We start from the raw sequence: 20,159 nt of genomic DNA, 5'->3' as shown, positions 1-20,159 counted from the left end.
CCTTTTTCGTTTGCGCGCCTGCCCGCCGCTGCGCGGCCACCTGGCCGTCGCCGACCGATTTTCCGTGATTCTCCATCAAGCCCGGCCCGACCCCGCCGATACCTTCATCAGCGCTGGTCAGGCCCTGCCCGACCGCCCCTCCCGGGGCCGCTTCCACCCTGGCAACAGGGCTGAAAACCCCGGGAAAACAGCTTCAGGCAACGAATTCTGGCTTCAATGGAATTCACGGCTAAAGGTTGTTGACAAAGCGCCGTTATTCATTTGGCAACGGCGAAGCACACAGCCACACAAAAAAACAGGCGGCGCTTCGTTTCATTCACCAACGGGTTCCATATAAGAGGAGACGACCCCATGGCACAGGTAATCAACACCAATACGATGTCGCTCAACGCTCAGCGCAACCTGAGCACCAGCGGCAGCTCGCTCGCCACCACCATCCAGCGCCTCTCGTCCGGCCTGCGCATCAACAGCGCGAAGGACGACGCGGCCGGCCTGGCCATCAGCGAGCGCTTCACCACCCAGATCCGCGGTCTGGACGTGGCCATCCGCAACGCCAACGACGGCATCTCGCTGGCCCAGGTCGCCGAAGGTTCGCTGAACGAAGTCGGCAACAACCTGCAGCGCATCCGCGAACTGGGTGTGCAGGCTTCCAATGCCACCAATTCGGCCAGCGACCGCAAGGCCCTGCAGGCTGAAGTGACCCAGCTGGTCAGCGAGATCGACCGCGTCGCCAAGCAGGCCGACTTCAACGGCACCAAGCTGCTGGACGGCAGCTTCACCAGCCAGCTGTTCCAGGTGGGCGCCAACGCCGGCCAGGCCATCGCCATCAACAGCGTGGTCAACGCCAAGGCCGATTCGCTGGGCGCGGCCACCTTCGCCAACGGTTATACCGGCACCGCACTGGCGGTGGACAAGGCGACGGCCGACACCACCTACTCCGGCCTGCAGGTCTCGGTCACCCCGCCGGGCGGCACCGCCACCACGGTCACCATCAGCGACTTCACGGTGAAGGCCGGCGAATCGATCACCTCGGCCACCGCCGCGGCGATCAACAACAAGCTGGGCGAAACCGGCGTGGTTGCCTCGGTCAATGCCGGCGTCGTCAGCCTGGCCTCGGTCAAGGATGGCCAGACCTTCGCGCTGGGTGTCAGCGCGGCGACTCCGCCGGCCGGCGCCACCGCCGCGACCCTCGCCGGCCTGGGCCTGACCGAGACCAGCACCAACGGCGGCACCCTGACCGGTGCAGCGGCCAGCTTCGTCAAGGACCTGAACGTCACTACCGCCGAAGGCGCACAGAAGGCGATGTCGATCGTCGACAAGGCCCTGGAATCGGTCAACAGCGTCCGCGCCGACCTCGGCGCGATCCAGAACCGCTTCACCTCGGTGGTGGCCAACCTGCAGACCTCCTCGGAGAACCTGTCCGCGTCGCGCAGCCGCATCCGCGATACCGACTTCGCCAAGGAAACCGCCGAACTGACCCGCACCCAGATCCTGCAGCAGGCCGGTACGGCCATGCTGGCCCAAGCCAACCAGGTACCGCAGAACGTGCTCAGCCTGTTGCAGCGCTGACATGAGCCGCCCCCGGGGCACGTCGGGGGCGTCTAACCCAACTCACGTGCAACCGCTCAAGGACCTCTCCTCATGGCACAAGTCATCAACACCAATACGATGTCGTTGAATGCTCAGCGTAACCTGAGCACCAGCGGCAGCTCGCTGGCTACCACCATCCAGCGCCTGTCCTCCGGTTCGCGCATCAACAGCGCCAAGGACGACGCCGCCGGCCTGGCGATCTCCGAGCGCTTCGGCACCCAGATCCGCGGTACCGACGTCGCCATCCGCAATGCCAACGACGGTATCTCGCTGGCCCAGGTCGCCGAAGGTTCGCTGACCGAAATCGGCAACAACCTGCAGCGCGTCCGCGAGCTGTCGGTGCAGGCCTCCAACGCCACCAACTCGGCCAGCGACCGCAAGGCGCTGCAGGCCGAAGTGACCCAGCTGGTCTCGGAAATCGACCGCGTCGCCAAGCAGTCGGACTTCAATGGCACCAAGCTGCTGGACGGTTCGTTCTCCAGCCAGCTGTTCCAGGTCGGTGCCAACGCCGGCCAGGCCATCGCCATCGACAAGACCATCGATGCCAAGGCCAACGCCCTGGGCGGCGCCAAGTTCGACACCAACGCGCTGGCCCTGGCCGACCCGGGCACCAACGCTGATTTCAGCACCAGCGGCCTGCAGATCAATGGCGTTGCCATTGCCGATGTCTCGGTCAAGCAGGGCGCCGACGCCGCTGCCACCGGCAAGGCCTCGCGTGAAGCACTGGTGACCGCGATCAACGCCAAGATCGGCGAGACCGGCGTGTTCGCGGAAGTGAACGGCACCGCTGGCGTGACCCTGACCTCGGTCAAGGACAGCGTCAACGCCGATGGCTCGTTCAAGGCCATCACCGCGACCCCGGGCACCTGGACCGGCGCCACCGCGCCGACCTTCACCGCCTCGACGGCCGCGCCGGCCGCCAAGTACGCCAGCGACCTGGACGTCAGCACCGTGAAGGGTGCCCAGCAGGCGATGGAAATCGTCGACAAGGCCCTGGGTGCGATCAACAGCACCCGCGCCGACCTCGGTGCGATCCAGAACCGCTTCACCTCGGTCGTGGCCAACCTGCAGACCTCGTCGGAAAACCTGTCGGCGTCCCGCAGCCGCATCAAGGACACCGACTTCGCCAAGGAAACCGCCGAACTGACCCGCACCCAGATCCTGCAGCAGGCCGGTACGGCCATGCTGGCCCAGGCCAACCAGGTGCCGCAGGGCGTGCTCAGCCTGCTGCGCTGATCCGCTCGCTGATCGACCTCCGGGCGCCGCATGACGCGGCGCCCGGATCCTGAAACACGTTCCACCTTCGCCAAAGGAAAAGCACCATGGCACAAGTCATCAACACCAATACGATGTCCCTGAATGCTCAGCGCAACCTGAGCACCAGCGGCAGCTCGCTGGCTACCACCATCCAGCGCCTGTCCTCCGGTTCGCGGATCAACAGCGCCAAGGACGACGCCGCCGGCCTGGCGATCTCCGAGCGCTTCGGCACCCAGATCCGCGGTACCGACGTCGCCATCCGCAATGCCAACGACGGCATCTCGCTGGCCCAGGTCGCCGAAGGTTCGCTGACCGAAATCGGCAACAACCTGCAGCGCGTCCGCGAGCTGTCGGTGCAGGCCTCCAACGCCACCAACTCGGCCAGCGACCGCAAGGCGCTGCAGGCCGAAGTGACCCAGCTGGTCTCGGAAATCGACCGCGTCGCCAAGCAGTCGGACTTCAACGGCACCAAGCTGCTGGACGGCACCTTCTCCAGCCAGCTGTTCCAGGTCGGCGCCAATGCCGGCCAGGCCATCGCCATCGACAAGACCATCGATGCCAAGGCCGGCTCGCTGGGCACCTCGACCTTCGCCACCGGCGCGACCGCTGCCCTGGCTGCCAGCACCGACGGCGCCCGTTTCTCCGGCACCGTGATGGGCGTGGACATCGGCACGGTTGAAGTGAAGGCCGGCGCCACCACGGCCGATGCCTCCAAGGCCGTCGCCACCGCCATCAACGCCAAGATCGGCGAGGCCGGCATCTACGCCGAAGCCAATGCCGACGGCACCCTGAAGCTGAGCTCGGTGAAGGAAGGCAAGGCTGTCGCCGCCGCCGATATCGCCCTGATGCGCAGCGACTACGACGCGACCGCCAAGACCTGGGGCACCGCGGCAGCTGCGGGCGCCTACACTGCCGGCACCGATACCTCGGCCAACGTGCAGAAGCTGGACGTGAGCACCGTGCTCGGCGCCCAGCAGGCGCTGGAAGTGGTCGACAAGGCCCTGGGTGCGATCAACAGCACCCGCGCCGACCTCGGTGCGATCCAGAACCGCTTCACCTCGGTCGTGGCCAACCTGCAGACCTCGTCGGAAAACCTGTCGGCGTCGCGCAGCCGCATCAAGGACACCGACTTCGCCAAGGAAACCGCCGAACTGACCCGCACCCAGATCCTGCAGCAGGCCGGTACGGCCATGCTGGCCCAGGCCAACCAGGTGCCGCAGGGCGTGCTCAGCCTGCTGCGCTGATCCACGGCAAGAAGGCGCCGCTACCGTCGGATCGAACCGACGGTAGCGGCAACCGGGAAGCCACGATGCACGAAGGCGCGGGCCATGCCCGGCCCGGGATCACTCCCGAACCGGCTTGGCATCGCCCGCTCCTGCGGACCTCTCTTTCAGCGCTGTACCTTTGACTGTACGTACCGGGCGGCTTCGTCTCCCCCCGATTGTCAGTAGCCTGATCCCTCCCCTGCATTGGGGGAGGGCTTTTTGCAGACTCCCGGCAGCCCGCGGTGAACCTACCCGCACCCTGCCCCAGCCCTCCTGCAACCCGCGTGCCAGAACCCGCGCCAGGCGATTGGCACGGCACGTGCATCGACGAAGTCCTCAAGACCCAGCGGCGCAGGCCGCTATTTTCGTTGACGACGGGCCACCGCACGACGGCCGGGCCCGGATACCAGGAGAAACGACGTGGCAGACTTTGGATACGGTGGCATTGGCTCGGGACTGGATATTTCCAGCATCGTCAACCAGCTGGTCGCAGCTGACCGCAAGCCCGCCGACAATGCGCTGAACCTGCAGCAGTCCAAGGCCAAGATGCAGTTGTCGTCGATCGGCACCATCACCTCTGCCTTCGACAAGCTGAAGACGGCGCTGACCGCACTGAAGGCCACCACGGCGTTCGACACGCGCACGGTGACCGCCAGCAAGGGCGGCGACAAGGGCACCGACGAGATCCTGACGGCGTCGGTCGCGCTGTATGACGTTGGCACCACCAAGGCTGCGGCCTCCAACGGCACGCACGTGGTCAATGTCACCTCGCTGGCGACAGCGCACAAACTGATCGCCGATACCTCGGTACCCAAGACCGACACGTTTGCTGCCGGAACCTTGACGCTGACCGTTGGCGTGGGCGACAAGGCCAAGACCATGAACGTGGAGGTGGAGGACGGCGACACGCTGACCACCATCCGCAACAAGATCGATGCGGCCGGCCGCAAGGAAGGCGTGCAGGCCACCCTGATCAGCTCCGGCGACAACCAGTACCTGTCGATCGCCCAGGAGAAGACCGGTGCCGCCAACGCGATCAAGCTCGAATACGCCGGCAGCGACGCCAAACTGGGCGGCCTGGTCAACAGCCTCAAGCAGAACACCGCCGCCGCCGACGCCGAGCTGACCATCGATGGTGTGAAGGTCGTCAGCGCCAGCAACACCGTGGCCGATGCGGTTCCGGGCCTGACCCTGAACCTGAAGATGCCGGGCACCAGCACGGTGACCATCAGCACGGACACTGCGGCAGCCACCAAGGTGATGCAGGAGTTCGTCACCGCCTACAACGCTGCACTGGCGGCGATCAACACCGAAACCAAGTACGACGCCAAGACCAAGGAAGCCTCCACGCTGACCGGCGATGCGCAGATGCGCGGCGCCACCAGCCAGCTGCGCTCGGTGATGTCGAGCGTGCTCAAGGACCTGGCCGGTGACAAGCTCGATGCCAAGGCGATCGGCCTGGATACCCGTGGCTATCCCAATGCCGACGGCACGCTGATCCTGGACACCACCAAGTTCGCCGCCGCACTGGCCAGCCAGCCGGAGAAGATGCGCCAGGCGATCACCGGTGATACCGGCGGTGCCGGCAAGCTGTACACGCTGGTCGACGGCTATGTCAGCACCACGGTCGGCAAGGAAGGCGCCTTCGTTGCCCGCACCAAGGGCCTGAACAACACGCTGGACAACATCGACAAGCGCCGCAAGGACCTCGACACGCGCATGAAGAGCGTGGAAGAGCGCTACAAGAAGCAGTTCCTGGCGCTGGACAGCCTGATGGGCAAGCTGCAGCAGAGCAACACCGCGCTGCAGCAGCAGCTGGCCCAGTTGAACCGCTGACGGAACATGCACGGCACTCAAGTTTGCCGCGCAATGCACCGATAACGGACGCAACAGCAATCATCGCCGCGCCGTCGGCACCGGTCCCCGCGATCACCCGACGGCACCCCGCGCAAGGAGAATCACGAATGTACGGTTCCAGCCGTCAATATGCCGAGCAGTACCGCCAGGTGGGGGTGACCAGTGCGGTCGCCGATGCCGATCCACACAAGCTGGTGGCGATGCTGCTGGCCGGCGCGCTGGAGCGCGTGCGCCGCGCCCTGGCCAGCCTTGAACGCGGTGACCAGGCCGGCAAGGGCAAGGCGATCGGCGAAGTCTGCGCGATCGTCGGCCACCTCAACGGCTCGCTGGACCATGAGGCCGGTGGCGAGATCGCCGGAAATCTGTCGGCGCTGTACGACTACGTGCTGCAGCGCCTGACCGAGGCCAACCTGCACAACGACCGTGCCGCGCTGGATGAATCGCTGCAGCTGCTGGGCGAGATCGACAGCGCCTGGAACGCGATCCCGCACGAACAGCGCCGCCCGGCCGCGGTGGCGCCATGAGCCTGCAGGAACTGCATGCGCAGCTGGATGCCTTCGAGAGAGCCTTGGGCGAAGACTCCCTCGACCAGGCCGACAGCCTGCTCGACGGCCACGACAGCACCCTGCACGCCCTGCTCAGCCAGCCGCTGACCGCTGCGGACCACGCGCCGCTGAGCGCCCTGTTCGAGCGCCATCAGAGTCTGCTCGGCCTGCTGCGCCAGCGCCGTGATGCCGTGGCCGCACTGATGAACGACGGCCAGCGCTCCCTTCGCGCGGCGCATGCCTATCTGCAGGCAGAATCGCTGGCATGACCTCGCTGCCGACCACCTCGCTGCATCACCCGGCCGAAAGCGAGCTGTTCGACGAGACGCTCAGCTGCGAACTGGCCCTGCCGGCCGAGTTCCAGGCGGGCAGCGCGGCCGGCCGCACCAGCAGCGCCGAAGGCCTGCTGCGCAGCCTGGCACTGGTCGAGGACAGCCGCGGCGACGAGCACGACGAACGCAACGAAGCCAGCCTGCAGCTGCAGCGCCTGGAAGCCAAGCTGGACCTGGCGATGGTGCTGCTCGGCCGGCTGGTGCGCCAGCAGGGCCAGGAGCTGACCCTGCGACCGGTGCGCTGGTCGCGCCGTGGCATCCGCCTGCAGCTGGGCCCGCGCAGTGGCGCAAGCCCCGGCCAGGCCGGCGTGGTGCGCCTGCAGCCCAGCGACTGGCTGCCCGACCACATCGACCTGCCGGTGGAGGTCGTCGCAGAAGCCGCCGACGGTAGCGGCGGGCACTTCCTGTGGCTGCGCTTCCAGCGTTTGGGTGATGGCCTGGAGATGGCGATGGAGCGGCACCTGTTCCGCCTGCACCGCCGCCAGGTGGCCGAGGCACGCCGCGCACGCTGAAACCCGCCCCCTTGGCGCTGTACGGCCGACCCTTGGCGCGCCCGTTCAGCTAAGTTAAGGTGGATGCCCCTACACGGATCTGCTGCGTGCCTGTGCGAGTTCTCATCGTCGACGATCACACCCTTGTCCGCGCCGGCCTGGCGCGGCTGCTGCAGGGGTTTGCCGACGTGCAGCTCGTGGCCGAGGCCAGCAACGCCGAACAGGCACTGCAACTGTCCCTGCAGCACGCACCGGATGTGGTGCTGATGGACCTCTCGCTGCCGGGCCGCACCGGCCTGGAAGCGCTCAGCGACATCCGCCTGCGTGCCCCCGGTACCCGGGTGGTGATGATGACCATGCACGACGATGCCGCCCACGTGCGCGATGCACTGGATCGTGGCGCGGTCGGGTTCGTGGTGAAGGACGCCGCACCGCAGGAACTGGAACTGGCACTGCGGGCCGCGCACGCCGGCCAGGTGTTCCTGAGCCCGCAGATCTCGGCCAAGATGCTGGCGCCGATGCTGGGCCGCGAGAAACCCACCGGCATCGCCGCACTCTCACCACGGCAGCGCGAGATCCTGCGCCGCATCGGCAAGGGCGAGAGCAACAAGGAAATCGCCGCCGATCTCGGCATCAGCGTCAAGACGGTGGAGACCCACCGCGCACGGATGATGGAATCGCTGGGCTGCCGCCGCGCCAATGACCTGCTGCTGCTGGCCGCGCGCCATCAGCACGAGCTCGAGTAGGCGCCGGTATCGGGGTCAGATCCCTTTCCCGTGGAAACGGATCTGACCCCGCGACACCCTGCGTTGGCGACGACATCCCGTCACCCCGACATTCCCTGACAGGAATCCGTGCCCCGACCGCCGCGCGCCCAGCGGCTTCTCCACCACAAATCAATGACTTGGCGGCGCATTTCGTCAATTTCCCGCGTCGGTGTAGGGAATTCCCCTACACCCTGTCGGGAGTTCCACGAAATGCATCAGGAACCCCCCGATTCCGCCCCCGCCGGATCAAAAGCAAGATGCGTTCCACAAGGCGCCGGGGAGCGGTGCCGGGGAACCACGATGAAGGCTGCACTCTCGACCCAGCTGGGCCAGCAACTCCACCTCACCCCGCAACTGCTGCAGTCGATCCGGCTGCTGCAGCTCGATGGCCTGCACCTGGAGCAGGAAATCCAGCGCCTGCTGGACTCCAACCCGCTGCTGGAGATCGAGGAGGCCGAAGCGCCCGCTGCCGACGCCACCGAAGCGAGTGCCACCACCCTCGATACCGCCGCCTTTGACGAACTGCCCGAGCCGTCGATGTGGGACGTGGCCGGCGCCAGTTGGCAGGACGGCGACGACGATCGCATGGCGCGCATCGCCGCCGGCGAGTCGACCGACCCGCAGCTGCGCGTGCTGCAGCGCCTGGCGCTGGACATGGACGACCGCCAGCTGGCGGTGGCCGCGTTCTGGCTGGACCACTGCGATGAAGCCGGCTACCTGCAGGCGCCGCTGGCCCAGCTGCAGCTGCTGGCCAGTGCCCAGTTCGACATCACCGCCGACGGCGTGGAAGCCATCCGCCAGCAGCTGCTGCATGGCGAGCCCGCCGGCATGGCCGCGCAGGACCTGCGCGAAGGCCTGCAGGCGCAGCTGCGCAGCCTGCATGGCGTGGTGCCGGCCCGCCACCTGGCGGCACGCATTCTCGATGGCGCACTCGACGCGCTCGCGGCCCACGACTACCCCGCCCTCGCCCGCCAGCACGACGCCGAGATCGACGACGTGCGCGAGGCGGTGCGCCTGATCCTCTCGCTGCAGCCGCGCCCCGGCGACAGCCTGCTGCCCGAACGCAACGCCGTGGTGGTGCCGGACGTGGTCGCCTGGCACGCTGATGGGCAGTGGAAGGTCGCACTGAACCCGGCCACCAGCCGCCGCGTGTCGATCAACAGCCAGTACGAACAGGCCCTGGCCGAGACCAGCGAAGCCGCCCCGGCACTGCGCGAAATGCTGCAGGAGGCGCGCTGGTTCAGCCGCGGCCTGTCGATGCGCTACGACACCCTGCTGCGCACCGCGCGGGTGATCGTCGAGCGCCAGGCCGCCTTCCTGGTCCGTGGCGAAGAGGCCATGGCGCCGTTGACCCTGAAGGAAGTGGCCGAGGAGATCGGCATGCACGAGTCCACCGTCTCGCGCATCACCACCGGCAAGTTCCTGCAGACCCCGCGCGGCACCTTCGAACTGAAGCACTTCTTCGCCGTGCGCCTGGAAGGCGCTAGCGTCTCCGGCCAGGCGGTGAAGGCCATGGTCCGCCGCCTGATCGACGCCGAACCGGCCGGCCGCCCGCTGGCCGATGAGGCCATTGCCGGCCTGCTGTCACGCCAGGGGGTGAACATTGCCCGCCGAACCGTCGCAAAATACCGAGAACAACTGGATATCGCCCCGGCCCGCGAACGGCGCCGGCTCAGCGCCAGGCAACCCCAGCTGGCCCGGGTGGGCTGAAAAGGATGTTGGACATGAACAAGCTCACGGTCCTGCTGGTCGATGACCACGAGGGCTTCATCAACGCGGCGATGCGCCATTTCCGCAAGATCGACTGGCTGCAGATCGTCGGCAGTGCCGGCAACGGCCTGGAAGCGATCGAGCGCTCGGAAACGCTGCGCCCGCAGGTGGTGCTGATGGACCTGGCGATGCCGGAAATGGGCGGCCTGCAGGCCACCCGCCTGATCAAGTCGCAGGACGATGCACCGTACATCGTGATCGCCAGCCACTTCGACGACGCCGAGCACCGCGAACACGCGCTGCGCGCCGGCGCCGACAACTTTGTCAGCAAGCTGTCCTACATCCAGGAAGTCATGCCGATCCTGGAAGGCCTCAGGGAGGATCGATCGTGAGCGAATCGCGCATCCTGGTGCTGGACAACGACGCCGTGCGCGCAGAGCGCACCGTTGCCCTGCTGGAATTCATGGACTTCAACCCGCGCTGGGTGTCCGACGCGGCCGACTTCGACCTGGGCCGCCAGCGCCAGAACGACTGGATGGCAGTGATCGTCGGCAGCCTGGATGACAGCGCCGCCAGTACCGCGCTGTACCACTGGCTGGGCGGCAGCAGCCTGCCGCCGCCGGTGCTGCTGGCCGATGGTGATGCTGCAGCGTTTGCCCAGCAGCACGGTCTGCACGAGGCCAACATCTGGCCGCTGGAAACGCCGCTGCGCCACGCGCAGATGGAAGCCCTGCTGCGCCGCGCCAGCCTCAAGCGCCTGGATGCCGAGCACCAGGCCGGCGCCGCGCAGGATCAAGGCCCGACCGGCAACGGCCCGGCGGTCACCGCGCTGCGCACCATGATCGAGCAGGTGGCCGCGTTCGACACCACCGTGCTGGTGCTGGGCGAATCCGGCACCGGCAAGGAAGTGGTATCGCGCGCCATCCACCAGCGCTCGCCGCGCCGTGATGGCCCGTTCGTGGCAATCAACTGTGGCGCCATTCCGGCCGACCTGCTGGAAAGCGAACTGTTCGGCCACGAGAAGGGCGCCTTCACCGGCGCACTGACCGCGCGCAAGGGCCGGTTTGAAATGGCCGAGGGCGGCACCCTGCTGCTCGACGAAATCGGCGACATGAGCCTGCCGATGCAGGTGAAGCTGCTGCGCGTGCTGCAGGAACGCAGTTTCGAGCGCGTTGGCGGCAACCAGACCATCCGCTGCAACGTGCGCGTGGTGGCCGCGACCCACCGCGACCTGGAGACCCGCATCGCCGAGGGCAAGTTCCGCGAGGACCTGTTCTACCGCCTCAACGTGTTCCCGATCGACGTGCCCGCGCTGCGCGAACGGCGCGAAGACCTGCCGGCGCTGGTGGAAACCATCGCCGCGCAGCTGGCCCGCACCGGCCGTGGCGAAGTGCGCTTCACCCCGGAAGCCCTGCAGGCCCTGGCCGGCTACGAGTGGCCGGGCAACGTGCGCGAGCTGACCAACCTGGTCGAGCGCCTGGCGGTGCTGCATCCGGGCGGCTCGGTGCGCGTGCAGGACCTGCCGGCCCGCTATCGTGGCGATGCCGCGCTGGCAGCGGTGGCCGCAGCGGTACCTGCAGCGCCGGTTGCCAGCGAAGAACGCCTGGACCTGCGCAGCTTCTCGTTCCACACGCCCGGCAGCGGCAACCAGCCGGCGCTGGAGCACGGCATCGCCGTCAATCGCGCAGCCGCCCCGGCGGCACTGCCCGACGACGGTCTGGACCTGCGCAACCACATGGCCAACATCGAACTGGGGCTGATCAACGAAGCACTGGAACGCACCCAGGGCGTGGTCGCCCACGCCGCCCAGCTGCTTGGCCTGCGCCGCACCACCCTGGTGGAAAAGCTGCGCAAGTACGGCATCGAGCGCGAGCAGGCCGAACTGGCCGGCTGAAGCGCGCGACCCGCATGAAGGGGGCACGAACGCCTGGGCTTGCCCGGGCGTTGGTGTTTCTGGTGCCCGGGGTCAGATCCCTTTCCTGCGGAAAGGGATCTGACCCCATTGCATTTGCACGTTTTCCTAGAGACAACGGAATCGCAGTGCGGAGCATGGCAGGGACATCCCAAGGAGGTCCCACCATGCATCACCTGATCCTGCTCGCCGTCCTGCTCTGCCCGGCCCTGGCCACCGCGGCCAACTGCACCCTGCCCGCCACGCTCGACCAACGCCAGTTCACCAACCTCAGCGACCCGTTGTACGCGCCGGACAACCCCAACGCCGGACGCATGGTGCAGCTCGGCTTTGCTGGCAGCCAGTACGTGCTGGACATCCTCGGCACCGACCTCCGCATCGCCGGCAGCTACCGCTACCAGCGCCTGGCCCCGCATATCGCGGAAATCCAGATGACCGAGGCCCATCCGGCCGGCCTCGCCCACTACACCCTGCTGCTGACCTGCCAGAGCGACCGCCAGGGCCGTTTCATCTACACCCAGCATGACGGCCCCATCGCACCGCGCCAGCGCCAGAATTCCGGCCGATGGACCCTGCAGCCATAGGCCAGAAAACCGACGCCGGTTAAATGGCGCCGCCAATGGGGTCAGAGCCCGTTGCGTTGCAACGGGATCCGACCCCGTGCCGACCAACGGTCGGCACCCACCATCAGCAGCAAGTTCCAACAGATCGCGGCCACCTGTCGAAGGCGGGGTGGGTCCGGTTGCGGGGGCGTGAGCGCCATGGATGGCGCGACCGAGCCTCCATGGACGGATTTACGGCGTCCCCCGTAACCGGACCCACCCCGCCATCCCTCAGTAGACCCGCTTCTGCTGTTGCTCCGGCTCCGGCTTCGGCCGTTGCCGTTGAGGTTGCCGGCCAGCGGCCGGCACTACCGCGAGGCGCGGGGTGCAACCCCGCACGCACACCCAACCTCCTCACTTCACTGAATCGAAAACCGGTTTCGGCACGGCACTTGCACTGGCTCCAGCAGACAACCCCATCCCTGTTTCTGGAACCGTTGCAGATGTCCCACTCCGTCACTTCGATCCTTTCGCAGATCCGCTCCTATCAGACCCAGATGGGACAGCCGGCGCTCAACCCGCTGGGCGAAACGCCGCGCAGCAATGCCCTGCCGGGCACGGTGCTGGATGCGCCGCAGGTGCAGCCGGCCAGCTTCACCGAAACCCTGCGTGGTGCGATTGCCGGCGTCAACGATGCGCAACAGAAATCCGGCGCCCTCGCCAAGGCCTTCGAGATGGGCGACCCCAGCGCCGACCTGGCCAAGGTGATGGTCGCCTCGCAGCAGTCCCAGATCGCCTTCCGCGCCACCGTGGAAGTCCGCAACCGTCTCGTCCAGGCCTACCAGGACGTGATGAACATGCCGCTGTAAGGAACGTTGACGCATGGCACTGACGCTCTCCAAGGACAGCCTGAACGCCGAGAAGGCCGGGCAATGGTTCGACCGCCTGCAGAGTCTGCAGATCACCCGTCGGCTGGGCCTGATGGCGATGATCGCGGTGGCGGTGGCGGCAGGCCTGTCCGTGTTCTTCTGGTCACAGAAGCCGGGCATGGTCCCGCTGTACACCGGCCTGGACCAGAAGGCTACCGCTGAAGCGACCGACCTGCTGCGCGCCGCGCAGATTCCGTTCGCGCTCGACCCGGCCACCGGTGGCATCACCGTGCCGGAAAAGAACCTGCATGATGCCCGCCTGAAGCTCGCCGGCTCCGGCCTGACCGACAGCGGCAAGCTGGGCTTCGAGCTGATGGAACGCGACCCGGGCTTTGGTGTCAGCCAGTTCGTGGAAAGCGCGCGCTACCAGCACGCGCTGGAAACCGAGCTGTCGCGCACCATCAACACGCTGCGCCCGGTGCGCGATTCGCGCGTGCACCTGGCCATTCCCAAGCCCAGCGCGTTCACCCGCCAGCGTGACGTGGCCAGCGCCTCGGTCACCCTGGAACTGCGTGGCGGCCAGCAGCTGGAACGCAGCCAGGTCGATGCCATCGTACACATGGTCGCCGCCAGCATTCCGGACCTCGCGCCGGAACGGGTGACCGTGGTCGACCAGAGCGGGCGCATGCTCAGCATCACCGACCCGAACAGCGAGGCGGCGGTCAACGCGGCCCAGTTCGAGCAGGTGCGCCGCCAGGAAACTTCGTTCAACCAGCGCATCCGCGAACTGCTGGAACCGATGACTGGCCCCGGCCGCGTCAACCCGGAAGTGAGCGTGGACATGGATTTCTCGGTGACCGAGGAAGCCCGCGAGCTCTACAACGGCGAGCCGCAGAAGCTGCGCAGCGAGCAGATGAGCGAGAACACCACCAGCACGCCGGGCCCGCAGGGCGTGCCGGGTGCGACCAGCAACAGCCCGCCGGGCCAGCAGGCCGCACCGGCCACCGCGCAGGCCCCGACCGAAAGCAGCAAGAATGCGACCCGCAACTACGAGCTGGACCGCACCCTGCAGCACACCCGCCAGCCGGCCGGCCGCATCAAGCGCGTCTCGGTGGCGGTGCTGGTGGACAACGTGCCGCGCGCCGGCGCCAACGGCAAGATGAGCCCGCAGCCGCTGTCGGCTGCCGAACTGACCCGCGTCGAAGCGCTGGTCAAGCAGGCCGTCGGCTTCAACGCCGAGCGTGGCGACACCGTGTCGGTGATGAATGCCCCGTTCGTGCGTGACACCACGCCGGTCGAAGGCCCGTCGTGGTGGGAGCTGCCGTGGGTGCACGATGCCGGCCGCATGCTGCTTGGCGCGGTGGTGGTGCTGGCGCTGCTGTTCGGCGTGCTGCGTCCGGCGCTGCGCGCGATCACCGGCCAGAGCAGGAAGAACGACGAACAGGCACTCGAGCCGCATACCGCGGACGTGCAGCTGGTCGATGACGATGGCATGCCGCTGCCGGCGCTGGGCGCTGACCGGGCCAGCCTGGGCGGGCCGGAAGCACTGGCCCTGCCGGTGGATTCATATGAGGAACGATTGCGGATGGCGCGTGAAGCCGTGAAGACCGACTCCAAGCGCGTGGCCCAGGTGGTCAAGGGTTGGGTGGCAAATGACTGAGGCCGCACTGACTGGCGTGCAGCGCGCCGCCGTACTGCTGCTTTCGCTGGGTGAGCTGGATGCGGCCGAAGTGCTGCGCCACATGGAACCCAAGGAGGTGCAGAAGATCGGCATCGCCATGGCCACCATGACCGACATCACCCGCGAGCAGGTGGAACGGGTGATGGACCAGTTCGGCCAGGAGCTGGGCTCGAAGACCTCACTCGGCGTTGGCTCGGACGACTACATCCGCAACATGCTGGTGCAGGCGCTGGGCAGCGAGAAGGCCGGCAACCTGATCGACCGCATCCTGCTCGGCCGCAACACCACCGGCCTGGACGCGCTGAAGTGGATGGACCCGCGTGCGGTGGCCGACCTGGTGCGCAACGAGCACCCGCAGATCATCGCCATCGTGATGGCGCACCTGGAAACCGACCAGGCCGCCGACGCGCTGAAACTGCTGCCGGACCGTACCCGCGTGGACGTGCTGCTGCGCATCGCTACCCTCGACGGCATTCCGCCGAACGCGCTCAATGAACTCAACGAGATCATGGAGCGCCAGTTCGCCGGCAACCAGAACCTGAAGTCGTCGAACATCGGTGGCGTGCAGTGCGCGGCCAACATCCTGAACTTCATGGACAGCGGCCAGGACCAGGCGATCCTGGGCGAAATCGCCCGCATCGACGCGCCGTTGAGCAACCGCATCCAGGACCTGATGTTCGTGTTCGACGATCTGGTCGACCTGGACGACCGCGAGATGCAGCTGGTGCTGCGCGAGGTGAGCGGCGAGCGCCTGGGCCTGGCCCTGCGCGGCGCCGACATCAAGGTGCGCGACAAGATCACCCGCAACATGTCGCAGCGCGCGGCCGAGATCCTGCTGGAAGACATGGAAGCCCGCGGGCCGGTGCGCCTGTCCGACGTGGAAGGCGCGCAGCGCGAGATCCTGGCCATCGTCAAGCGCATGGCCGATGAAGGCACCGTCACCATCGGCGGCAGCGCGGAGGCCATGCTGTGAGCAACGTCGTGCGCTGGCTTGCCCCGGACCTGCTGGCCCAGCCCGAACCGGCGCTGGAGCAGGAGGACGCGTTCGAACTCACCGAGCCGGACCCGGAACACGAACCGGAGCCGCCGCTGCAGCTGCCGACCCTGGAGGAAATCCAGGCGATCCAGGACAGCGCGGAGAAGGAAGGATTCGATCAGGGCCATGCCGAAGGGTACGGCCAGGGCCAGGCGGAGGTGCGTCGCCTCGCCGCGCAGATCGAAGGCATCCTCGACAACTTCAGCCGGCCGCTGGTGCGGCTGGAGAACGAAGTGGTCGGCGCCCTTGGTGAACTGGCGGTGCGCATCGCCGGCGCGCTGGTCGGCCGCGCCTACGAGGCCGAGCCGGCACTGCTGGCGCAGCTGGTCGGCGAAGCGATTGACGCCGTGGGCGGCAGCACCCGCGAGGTGGAAGTGCGGCTGCACCCGGATGACATCGCCGCGCTTGCCCCGCTGCTGAACCTGTCGCCGGCGCAGCGCCTGGTACCGGATACCAGCCTCAGCCGTGGCGACCTGCGCGTGCACGCCGAAGCCGTACGCATCGACGGCACCCTGGAGGCCCGCCTGCGCGGTGCGCTGGATGCGGTGATCCGCCAGACCGGGGCGACGGCATGAGCGCCGCACCGCAAACGACGCCGCCGCCGGCCGACTGGGCCGTGGCCCGCAACCTGCGCCTGGCCCGGCGCCTGGACGGCCTGCGCGTGGATACCGCGCATGGCCGTGGGCTGATCCGCGAGGGCGTGCTGCGCCGCGCGGTCGGGCTCACCCTGGAAGCGGTCGGCTGCGAGGCGCCGCTGGGCGCCAGCTGCAAGGTGGAAGTGGTCGATGGTGGCTGGGTCGATGCCGAAGTGGTCGGCTTTGCCGGTGAGCGCACCTACCTGATGCCCAGCGCCGAACTGCACGGCCTGCTGCCCAACGCCCGCGTGGTACCGTCGGCGCGGCGTGGCGGCGTGGAAGTGGGTGAAGGCCTGCTCGGCCGCGTCATCGACAGCGACGGCGTGCCGCTGGATGGCAAGGGCCCGATCCGCGCAGAAGGGCATGTCGGCATGGCCGGCGTGTCGATCAATCCGTTGGCGCGTGAACCGATCACCCAGCCGCTGGACGTGGGCGTGCGCGCGATCAACGCGCTGTTGCCGATCGGCCGCGGCCAGCGTGTCGGCCTGTTCGCCGGTTCCGGCGTCGGCAAGTCGACGCTGCTGGGCATGATGACCCGCTACACCGCTGCCGACGTGATCGTGGTCGGCCTGATTGGTGAACGAGGCCGCGAAGTACGCGATTTCGTCGAGACCACGCTGGGCGAGGAAGGCCTGCGCCGCGCCGTGGTGGTGGCCAGCCCCGCCGACCGGCCACCCTTGGCGCGCCTGCACGGTGCCTACCGTGCCACCGCCATCGCCGAGTGGTTCCGCGACCAGGGCCTGAACGTGCTGCTGCTGATGGACTCGCTGACCCGCTTCGCCCAGGCGCAGCGCGAGATCGGCTTGTCGGTCGGTGAACCACCGACCACCCGCGGTTACCCGCCCTCGGTGTTCGCCAAGCTGCCGGCGCTGGTCGAACGCGCTGGCAACGGCGCAAAGGGCCGCGGCTCGATCACCGCGTTCTACACCGTACTGACCGAAGGCGATGATCCGCAGGATCCGATCGCCGACGCCGCGCGCGCGATCCTCGACGGCCACATCCTGCTCTCGCGCCGGGTGGCCGACAGCGGCCTGTACCCGGCCATCGACGTCGAATCGTCGGTCAGCCGCGTGGTCACGGAAATCGCCGACGAGCCGTGGCGCCTGCGCATCCGCAAGTTGAAGCGACTGGTCTCGGCCTACTCGGCCAACCGTGACCTGATCGCGATCGGTGCCTACCAGCGTGGTAACGACGCGGCCACCGACGAAGCCCTGGAACGCTGGCCGGAAATCATGGAGTTCCTCGGCCAGGACGTTGCCAAGGCCGCAGATCTCCCGCACAGCCAGGCGGCGCTGCAGCGCCTGGTGGAACAAGAGAGTTAAGCCATGAACCAGTCCAAGCGCATCGATCCCCTGCTCAAGCGGGCCCAGGAACACGAGGACGCGGTCGCCCGCGACCTGGCCGAACGCCAGCGCGTGCTCGACACCCATCTGTCGCGCCTGGACGAACTGCGCCGCTATGCCGAGGAGTACGCCAACGCCCAAATGGCAGCGACCAGCCCGGCACAGCTGCTGAACCGCCGCGCCTTCCTTGATCGCCTGGACAGTGCGGTCGAGCAGCAGCAGGCCACGGTCAACGGCAACCGCGAAAAAGTGGAGGCCGAGCGCGCGCGGCTGATCCTGGCCAGCCGTGACAAGGCGGTGCTGGAGCAGCTGGCCGCCAGCTACCGCGCGCAGGAAAAGGTGGTGACCGACCGCCGCGACCAGCGCGAGATGGACGACATTGGCGTGCGGCGCGCGCGCCTAGTGCAGGCCGAAGACCAGGACGGCGCCGAGCAGGGAGGCCGCCCGTGATGCCCGCCCCGCTCGCCAGCAGCGCCAACCCGGCCACGCCCGCCACCAGCAACAGTGCCGCACGCGCCGCGCGCAGCGAAGGCGCAAAGGACTTCAGCCAGCTGCTGCAGGGCGGTGCGCCCTCCGCGCCCGCGCCTGCCGGCAGCGCTACCGCACCGACGCCGTCCCCGCCCAGCCAGCCATCGACCGCCGACAGCAATGGCCAGGCACCGGGCGAACGCAGCGCGGACGCGGAAGCGGCAACTGCCGAAACGCCGCCGCTACCGCCCGTTGCCCTGCCCCCGGCTGGACCCGGCACCGACAAGGACAAGCCCGCCGCGACCGAGGACGCCCCGTGGCCACCGATCGGCCTGGCCGGCCTGGTGCTGGCGATGCCGACGCCTGCCGATCCGGCCGTCGCTCTGGCGGGCAGCGCTGCACCGTCACTGGCCAGCGGTACGGCGCTACCCACCACTGCCCCCGCCGCGACCCCGACACTGCCTGCAGCCGCGCCGGCAGCGGCAACCGCAGCCCCCGTGGCGGCCGACGGCAAACCGGCGGCGACCAGCGCGGAGGATGCCACCGCGCTGCCATTGCCGGAGATGAGCCTGCCCGGCAAGCGCAGCGAGCGCGGCGAAGGCAGTGACGTGGCCGCCGTTGGCGACCGCGCAGGTACACCGTTGCTGCACGCACCGGCAGCGGCCGCCGTGCAGGACCTGAAGGCGGCGCTCGCCACCGGCAACGCGATCTTCAATGGCGAACCCACGCCCAAGCCCGTTCTGGGTGACGATGGCTTCGACCAGGCCATCGGCGCACGCCTGGGCTGGCTGGCCGACCAGAAGATCGGCCATGCCCACATCCGCCTGAGCCCGGACGACATGGGGCCGGTCGACGTGCGCCTGCAGTTGAACGGCGACAAGGTGCATGCCAGCTTCAGCAGCCCGCACGTGGACGTGCGCCAGGCACTGGAAAGCAGCCTGCCGCGCCTGCGCGAGCTGCTGGGCGAACAGGGCTTCCAGCTGGCTCACGCCGATGTCGGCCACCACGCGTCTGGTGGTGACGGCAATGCGTCGGGACAACCCGGTGGCGGCGGCATGACCGGCGACGGAGAACCGACGCCGGGCGATGCCAGCGTGTCGTCCGCGCAGTTGATCCGCCAGCGCGGCTTGCTGGACGCCTACGCCTGACAGGTGTGCCAACCAAGGTTGGCACCCACCAGGGCAGGCGGTCGGCACCTCCCCGTATTGCGTTGGTGGGTGCTGAGCTTGCTCCGCACGGCCCTACCTGCACCCCGACGGAATTCCGTCGCACCCTGCGGGCCCAGCCTTCGGCACACCCCTTGCATATCCCGGTGAAGCAACCCTCAGGAGCTTCACCCCGTGGCCGCAGCCGCTGACAAAACCAAGAAGACCGCCGAGAAGGACAAGGCCGCCAAGCCGCGTAGTCCGATCCTGATCACCGCACTGGTGGCCGTACTGGCCGCCGCTGCCGCTGGTGGCGGCGTGTGGTTCTTCACCCAGTCCAAGCACGAAGAGAAGACCGCGCAGGCGCCGAAGAAGAGCGCGACCCCGGCCCCGGCACAGTACTTCGCGCTGGACCCGGCGTTCGTGGTCAACCTCAATGGCCCGGTCGACGGCCCGCGCTACCTGCAGCTGGAGGTCCAGCTGATGACCCGCGACCCGGCCGCGCTGGAAGCGATCAAGACCCATGCCCCGGCCATCCGCGCGCGCCTGCTGATGCTGTTCTCGCAGGTCAGCCCGGACCAGATCGCCGATGTCGCCGGCAAGCAGAAGCTGCAGGCCAGTTCGCTGGTCGAGGTGCAGAAGGTGCTCAAGGCCGAGACCGGCAGCAACGGCGCCGACGATCTGCTGTTCACCAGCTTCGTGACCCAGTAAGGC

Annotated in this window: 20 protein-coding genes; all 20 read left to right on the top strand. The window is 68.0% G+C overall.

Features of this window, described 5'->3' with window-relative positions; translation table 11 throughout:
- Window positions 1-351 precede the first annotated feature (351 nt).
- The gene (locus ACT6SE_RS09765) at window positions 352-1,569 is read left to right on the top strand and encodes a flagellin (RefSeq protein WP_032961916.1); all 1,218 of its coding nucleotides are present in this window, start codon (window positions 352-354) and stop codon (window positions 1,567-1,569) included.
- A gap of 72 nt (window positions 1,570-1,641) precedes the next feature.
- Window positions 1,642-2,826: a flagellin gene (locus tag ACT6SE_RS09760; protein ID WP_005413266.1), complete on the top strand. Its 1,185-nt coding sequence runs from the start codon at window positions 1,642-1,644 to the stop codon at window positions 2,824-2,826.
- 86 nt (window positions 2,827-2,912) lie between these two features.
- Window positions 2,913-4,091 (top strand): flagellin, encoded by a 1,179-nt coding sequence (locus ACT6SE_RS09755; protein ID WP_014647055.1) that lies wholly within the window; start codon window positions 2,913-2,915, stop codon window positions 4,089-4,091.
- Between the two features lie 441 nt (window positions 4,092-4,532).
- The gene (fliD, locus tag ACT6SE_RS09750) at window positions 4,533-5,948 is read left to right on the top strand and encodes a flagellar filament capping protein FliD (RefSeq protein WP_046430461.1); all 1,416 of its coding nucleotides are present in this window, start codon (window positions 4,533-4,535) and stop codon (window positions 5,946-5,948) included.
- A gap of 128 nt (window positions 5,949-6,076) precedes the next feature.
- The gene (gene fliS / locus ACT6SE_RS09745; RefSeq protein WP_005416447.1) at window positions 6,077-6,493 is read left to right on the top strand and encodes a flagellar export chaperone FliS; all 417 of its coding nucleotides are present in this window, start codon (window positions 6,077-6,079) and stop codon (window positions 6,491-6,493) included.
- Complete coding sequence (locus tag ACT6SE_RS09740; RefSeq protein ID WP_046430460.1) at window positions 6,490-6,783, top strand: hypothetical protein; 294 nt, start codon at window positions 6,490-6,492, stop codon at window positions 6,781-6,783. Before fliS ends, ACT6SE_RS09740 begins: the two co-directional genes overlap by 4 nt.
- A complete protein-coding gene (locus ACT6SE_RS09735) occupies window positions 6,780-7,358 on the top strand; it encodes a PilZ domain-containing protein (RefSeq protein WP_014647052.1) in 579 nt (192 codons plus the stop codon). Before ACT6SE_RS09740 ends, ACT6SE_RS09735 begins: the two co-directional genes overlap by 4 nt.
- Before the next feature lie 92 nt (window positions 7,359-7,450).
- On the top strand, window positions 7,451-8,083 hold the full coding sequence (locus ACT6SE_RS09730) for a response regulator (protein ID WP_032959406.1): 633 nt from the start codon (window positions 7,451-7,453) through the stop codon (window positions 8,081-8,083).
- Between the two features lie 321 nt (window positions 8,084-8,404).
- A complete protein-coding gene (rpoN, locus tag ACT6SE_RS09725) occupies window positions 8,405-9,814 on the top strand; it encodes an RNA polymerase factor sigma-54 (protein ID WP_046430459.1) in 1,410 nt (469 codons plus the stop codon).
- A 14-nt stretch (window positions 9,815-9,828) separates the two neighbouring features.
- Window positions 9,829-10,206, top strand: coding sequence for a response regulator (locus ACT6SE_RS09720; RefSeq protein ID WP_010485922.1), 378 nt, complete (start codon window positions 9,829-9,831; stop codon window positions 10,204-10,206).
- A complete protein-coding gene (locus ACT6SE_RS09715) occupies window positions 10,203-11,708 on the top strand; it encodes a sigma-54 dependent transcriptional regulator (protein WP_046430458.1) in 1,506 nt (501 codons plus the stop codon). The genes ACT6SE_RS09720 and ACT6SE_RS09715 overlap by 4 nt, the downstream gene beginning before the upstream one ends.
- 185 nt (window positions 11,709-11,893) lie before the next feature.
- On the top strand, window positions 11,894-12,310 hold the full coding sequence (locus tag ACT6SE_RS09710) for a hypothetical protein (RefSeq protein ID WP_046430457.1): 417 nt from the start codon (window positions 11,894-11,896) through the stop codon (window positions 12,308-12,310).
- Between the two features lie 461 nt (window positions 12,311-12,771).
- A complete protein-coding gene (fliE, locus tag ACT6SE_RS09705) occupies window positions 12,772-13,137 on the top strand; it encodes a flagellar hook-basal body complex protein FliE (protein ID WP_014037113.1) in 366 nt (121 codons plus the stop codon).
- Window positions 13,138-13,150: 13 nt separating this feature from the next.
- The gene (gene fliF, locus ACT6SE_RS09700; RefSeq protein WP_014647047.1) at window positions 13,151-14,797 is read left to right on the top strand and encodes a flagellar basal-body MS-ring/collar protein FliF; all 1,647 of its coding nucleotides are present in this window, start codon (window positions 13,151-13,153) and stop codon (window positions 14,795-14,797) included.
- Between the two features lie 7 nt (window positions 14,798-14,804).
- Window positions 14,805-15,791: a flagellar motor switch protein FliG gene (gene fliG / locus ACT6SE_RS09695; RefSeq protein ID WP_024958226.1), complete on the top strand. Its 987-nt coding sequence runs from the start codon at window positions 14,805-14,807 to the stop codon at window positions 15,789-15,791.
- Complete coding sequence (locus ACT6SE_RS09690; protein WP_014647045.1) at window positions 15,788-16,429, top strand: FliH/SctL family protein; 642 nt, start codon at window positions 15,788-15,790, stop codon at window positions 16,427-16,429. The genes fliG and ACT6SE_RS09690 overlap by 4 nt, the downstream gene beginning before the upstream one ends.
- On the top strand, window positions 16,426-17,811 hold the full coding sequence (locus ACT6SE_RS09685; RefSeq protein WP_014647044.1) for a FliI/YscN family ATPase: 1,386 nt from the start codon (window positions 16,426-16,428) through the stop codon (window positions 17,809-17,811). Before ACT6SE_RS09690 ends, ACT6SE_RS09685 begins: the two co-directional genes overlap by 4 nt.
- Before the next feature lie 3 nt (window positions 17,812-17,814).
- A complete protein-coding gene (gene fliJ, locus ACT6SE_RS09680; RefSeq protein WP_046430456.1) occupies window positions 17,815-18,282 on the top strand; it encodes a flagellar export protein FliJ in 468 nt (155 codons plus the stop codon).
- Window positions 18,282-19,448 (top strand): flagellar hook-length control protein FliK, encoded by a 1,167-nt coding sequence (locus ACT6SE_RS09675; protein WP_046430455.1) that lies wholly within the window; start codon window positions 18,282-18,284, stop codon window positions 19,446-19,448. Before fliJ ends, ACT6SE_RS09675 begins: the two co-directional genes overlap by 1 nt.
- 192 nt (window positions 19,449-19,640) lie before the next feature.
- Window positions 19,641-20,156, top strand: a complete 516-nt coding sequence (locus ACT6SE_RS09670; RefSeq protein ID WP_046430453.1) for a flagellar basal body-associated FliL family protein — start codon at window positions 19,641-19,643, stop codon at window positions 20,154-20,156.
- The last annotated feature ends 3 nt before the right edge of the window (window positions 20,157-20,159 follow it).

The sequence above is a fragment of the Stenotrophomonas sp. LC732 genome (assembly GCF_052446685.1).
GTDB lineage: Bacteria > Pseudomonadota > Gammaproteobacteria > Xanthomonadales > Xanthomonadaceae > Stenotrophomonas > Stenotrophomonas muris.
This window is presented reverse-complemented; position numbering and strand designations above follow the sequence as displayed.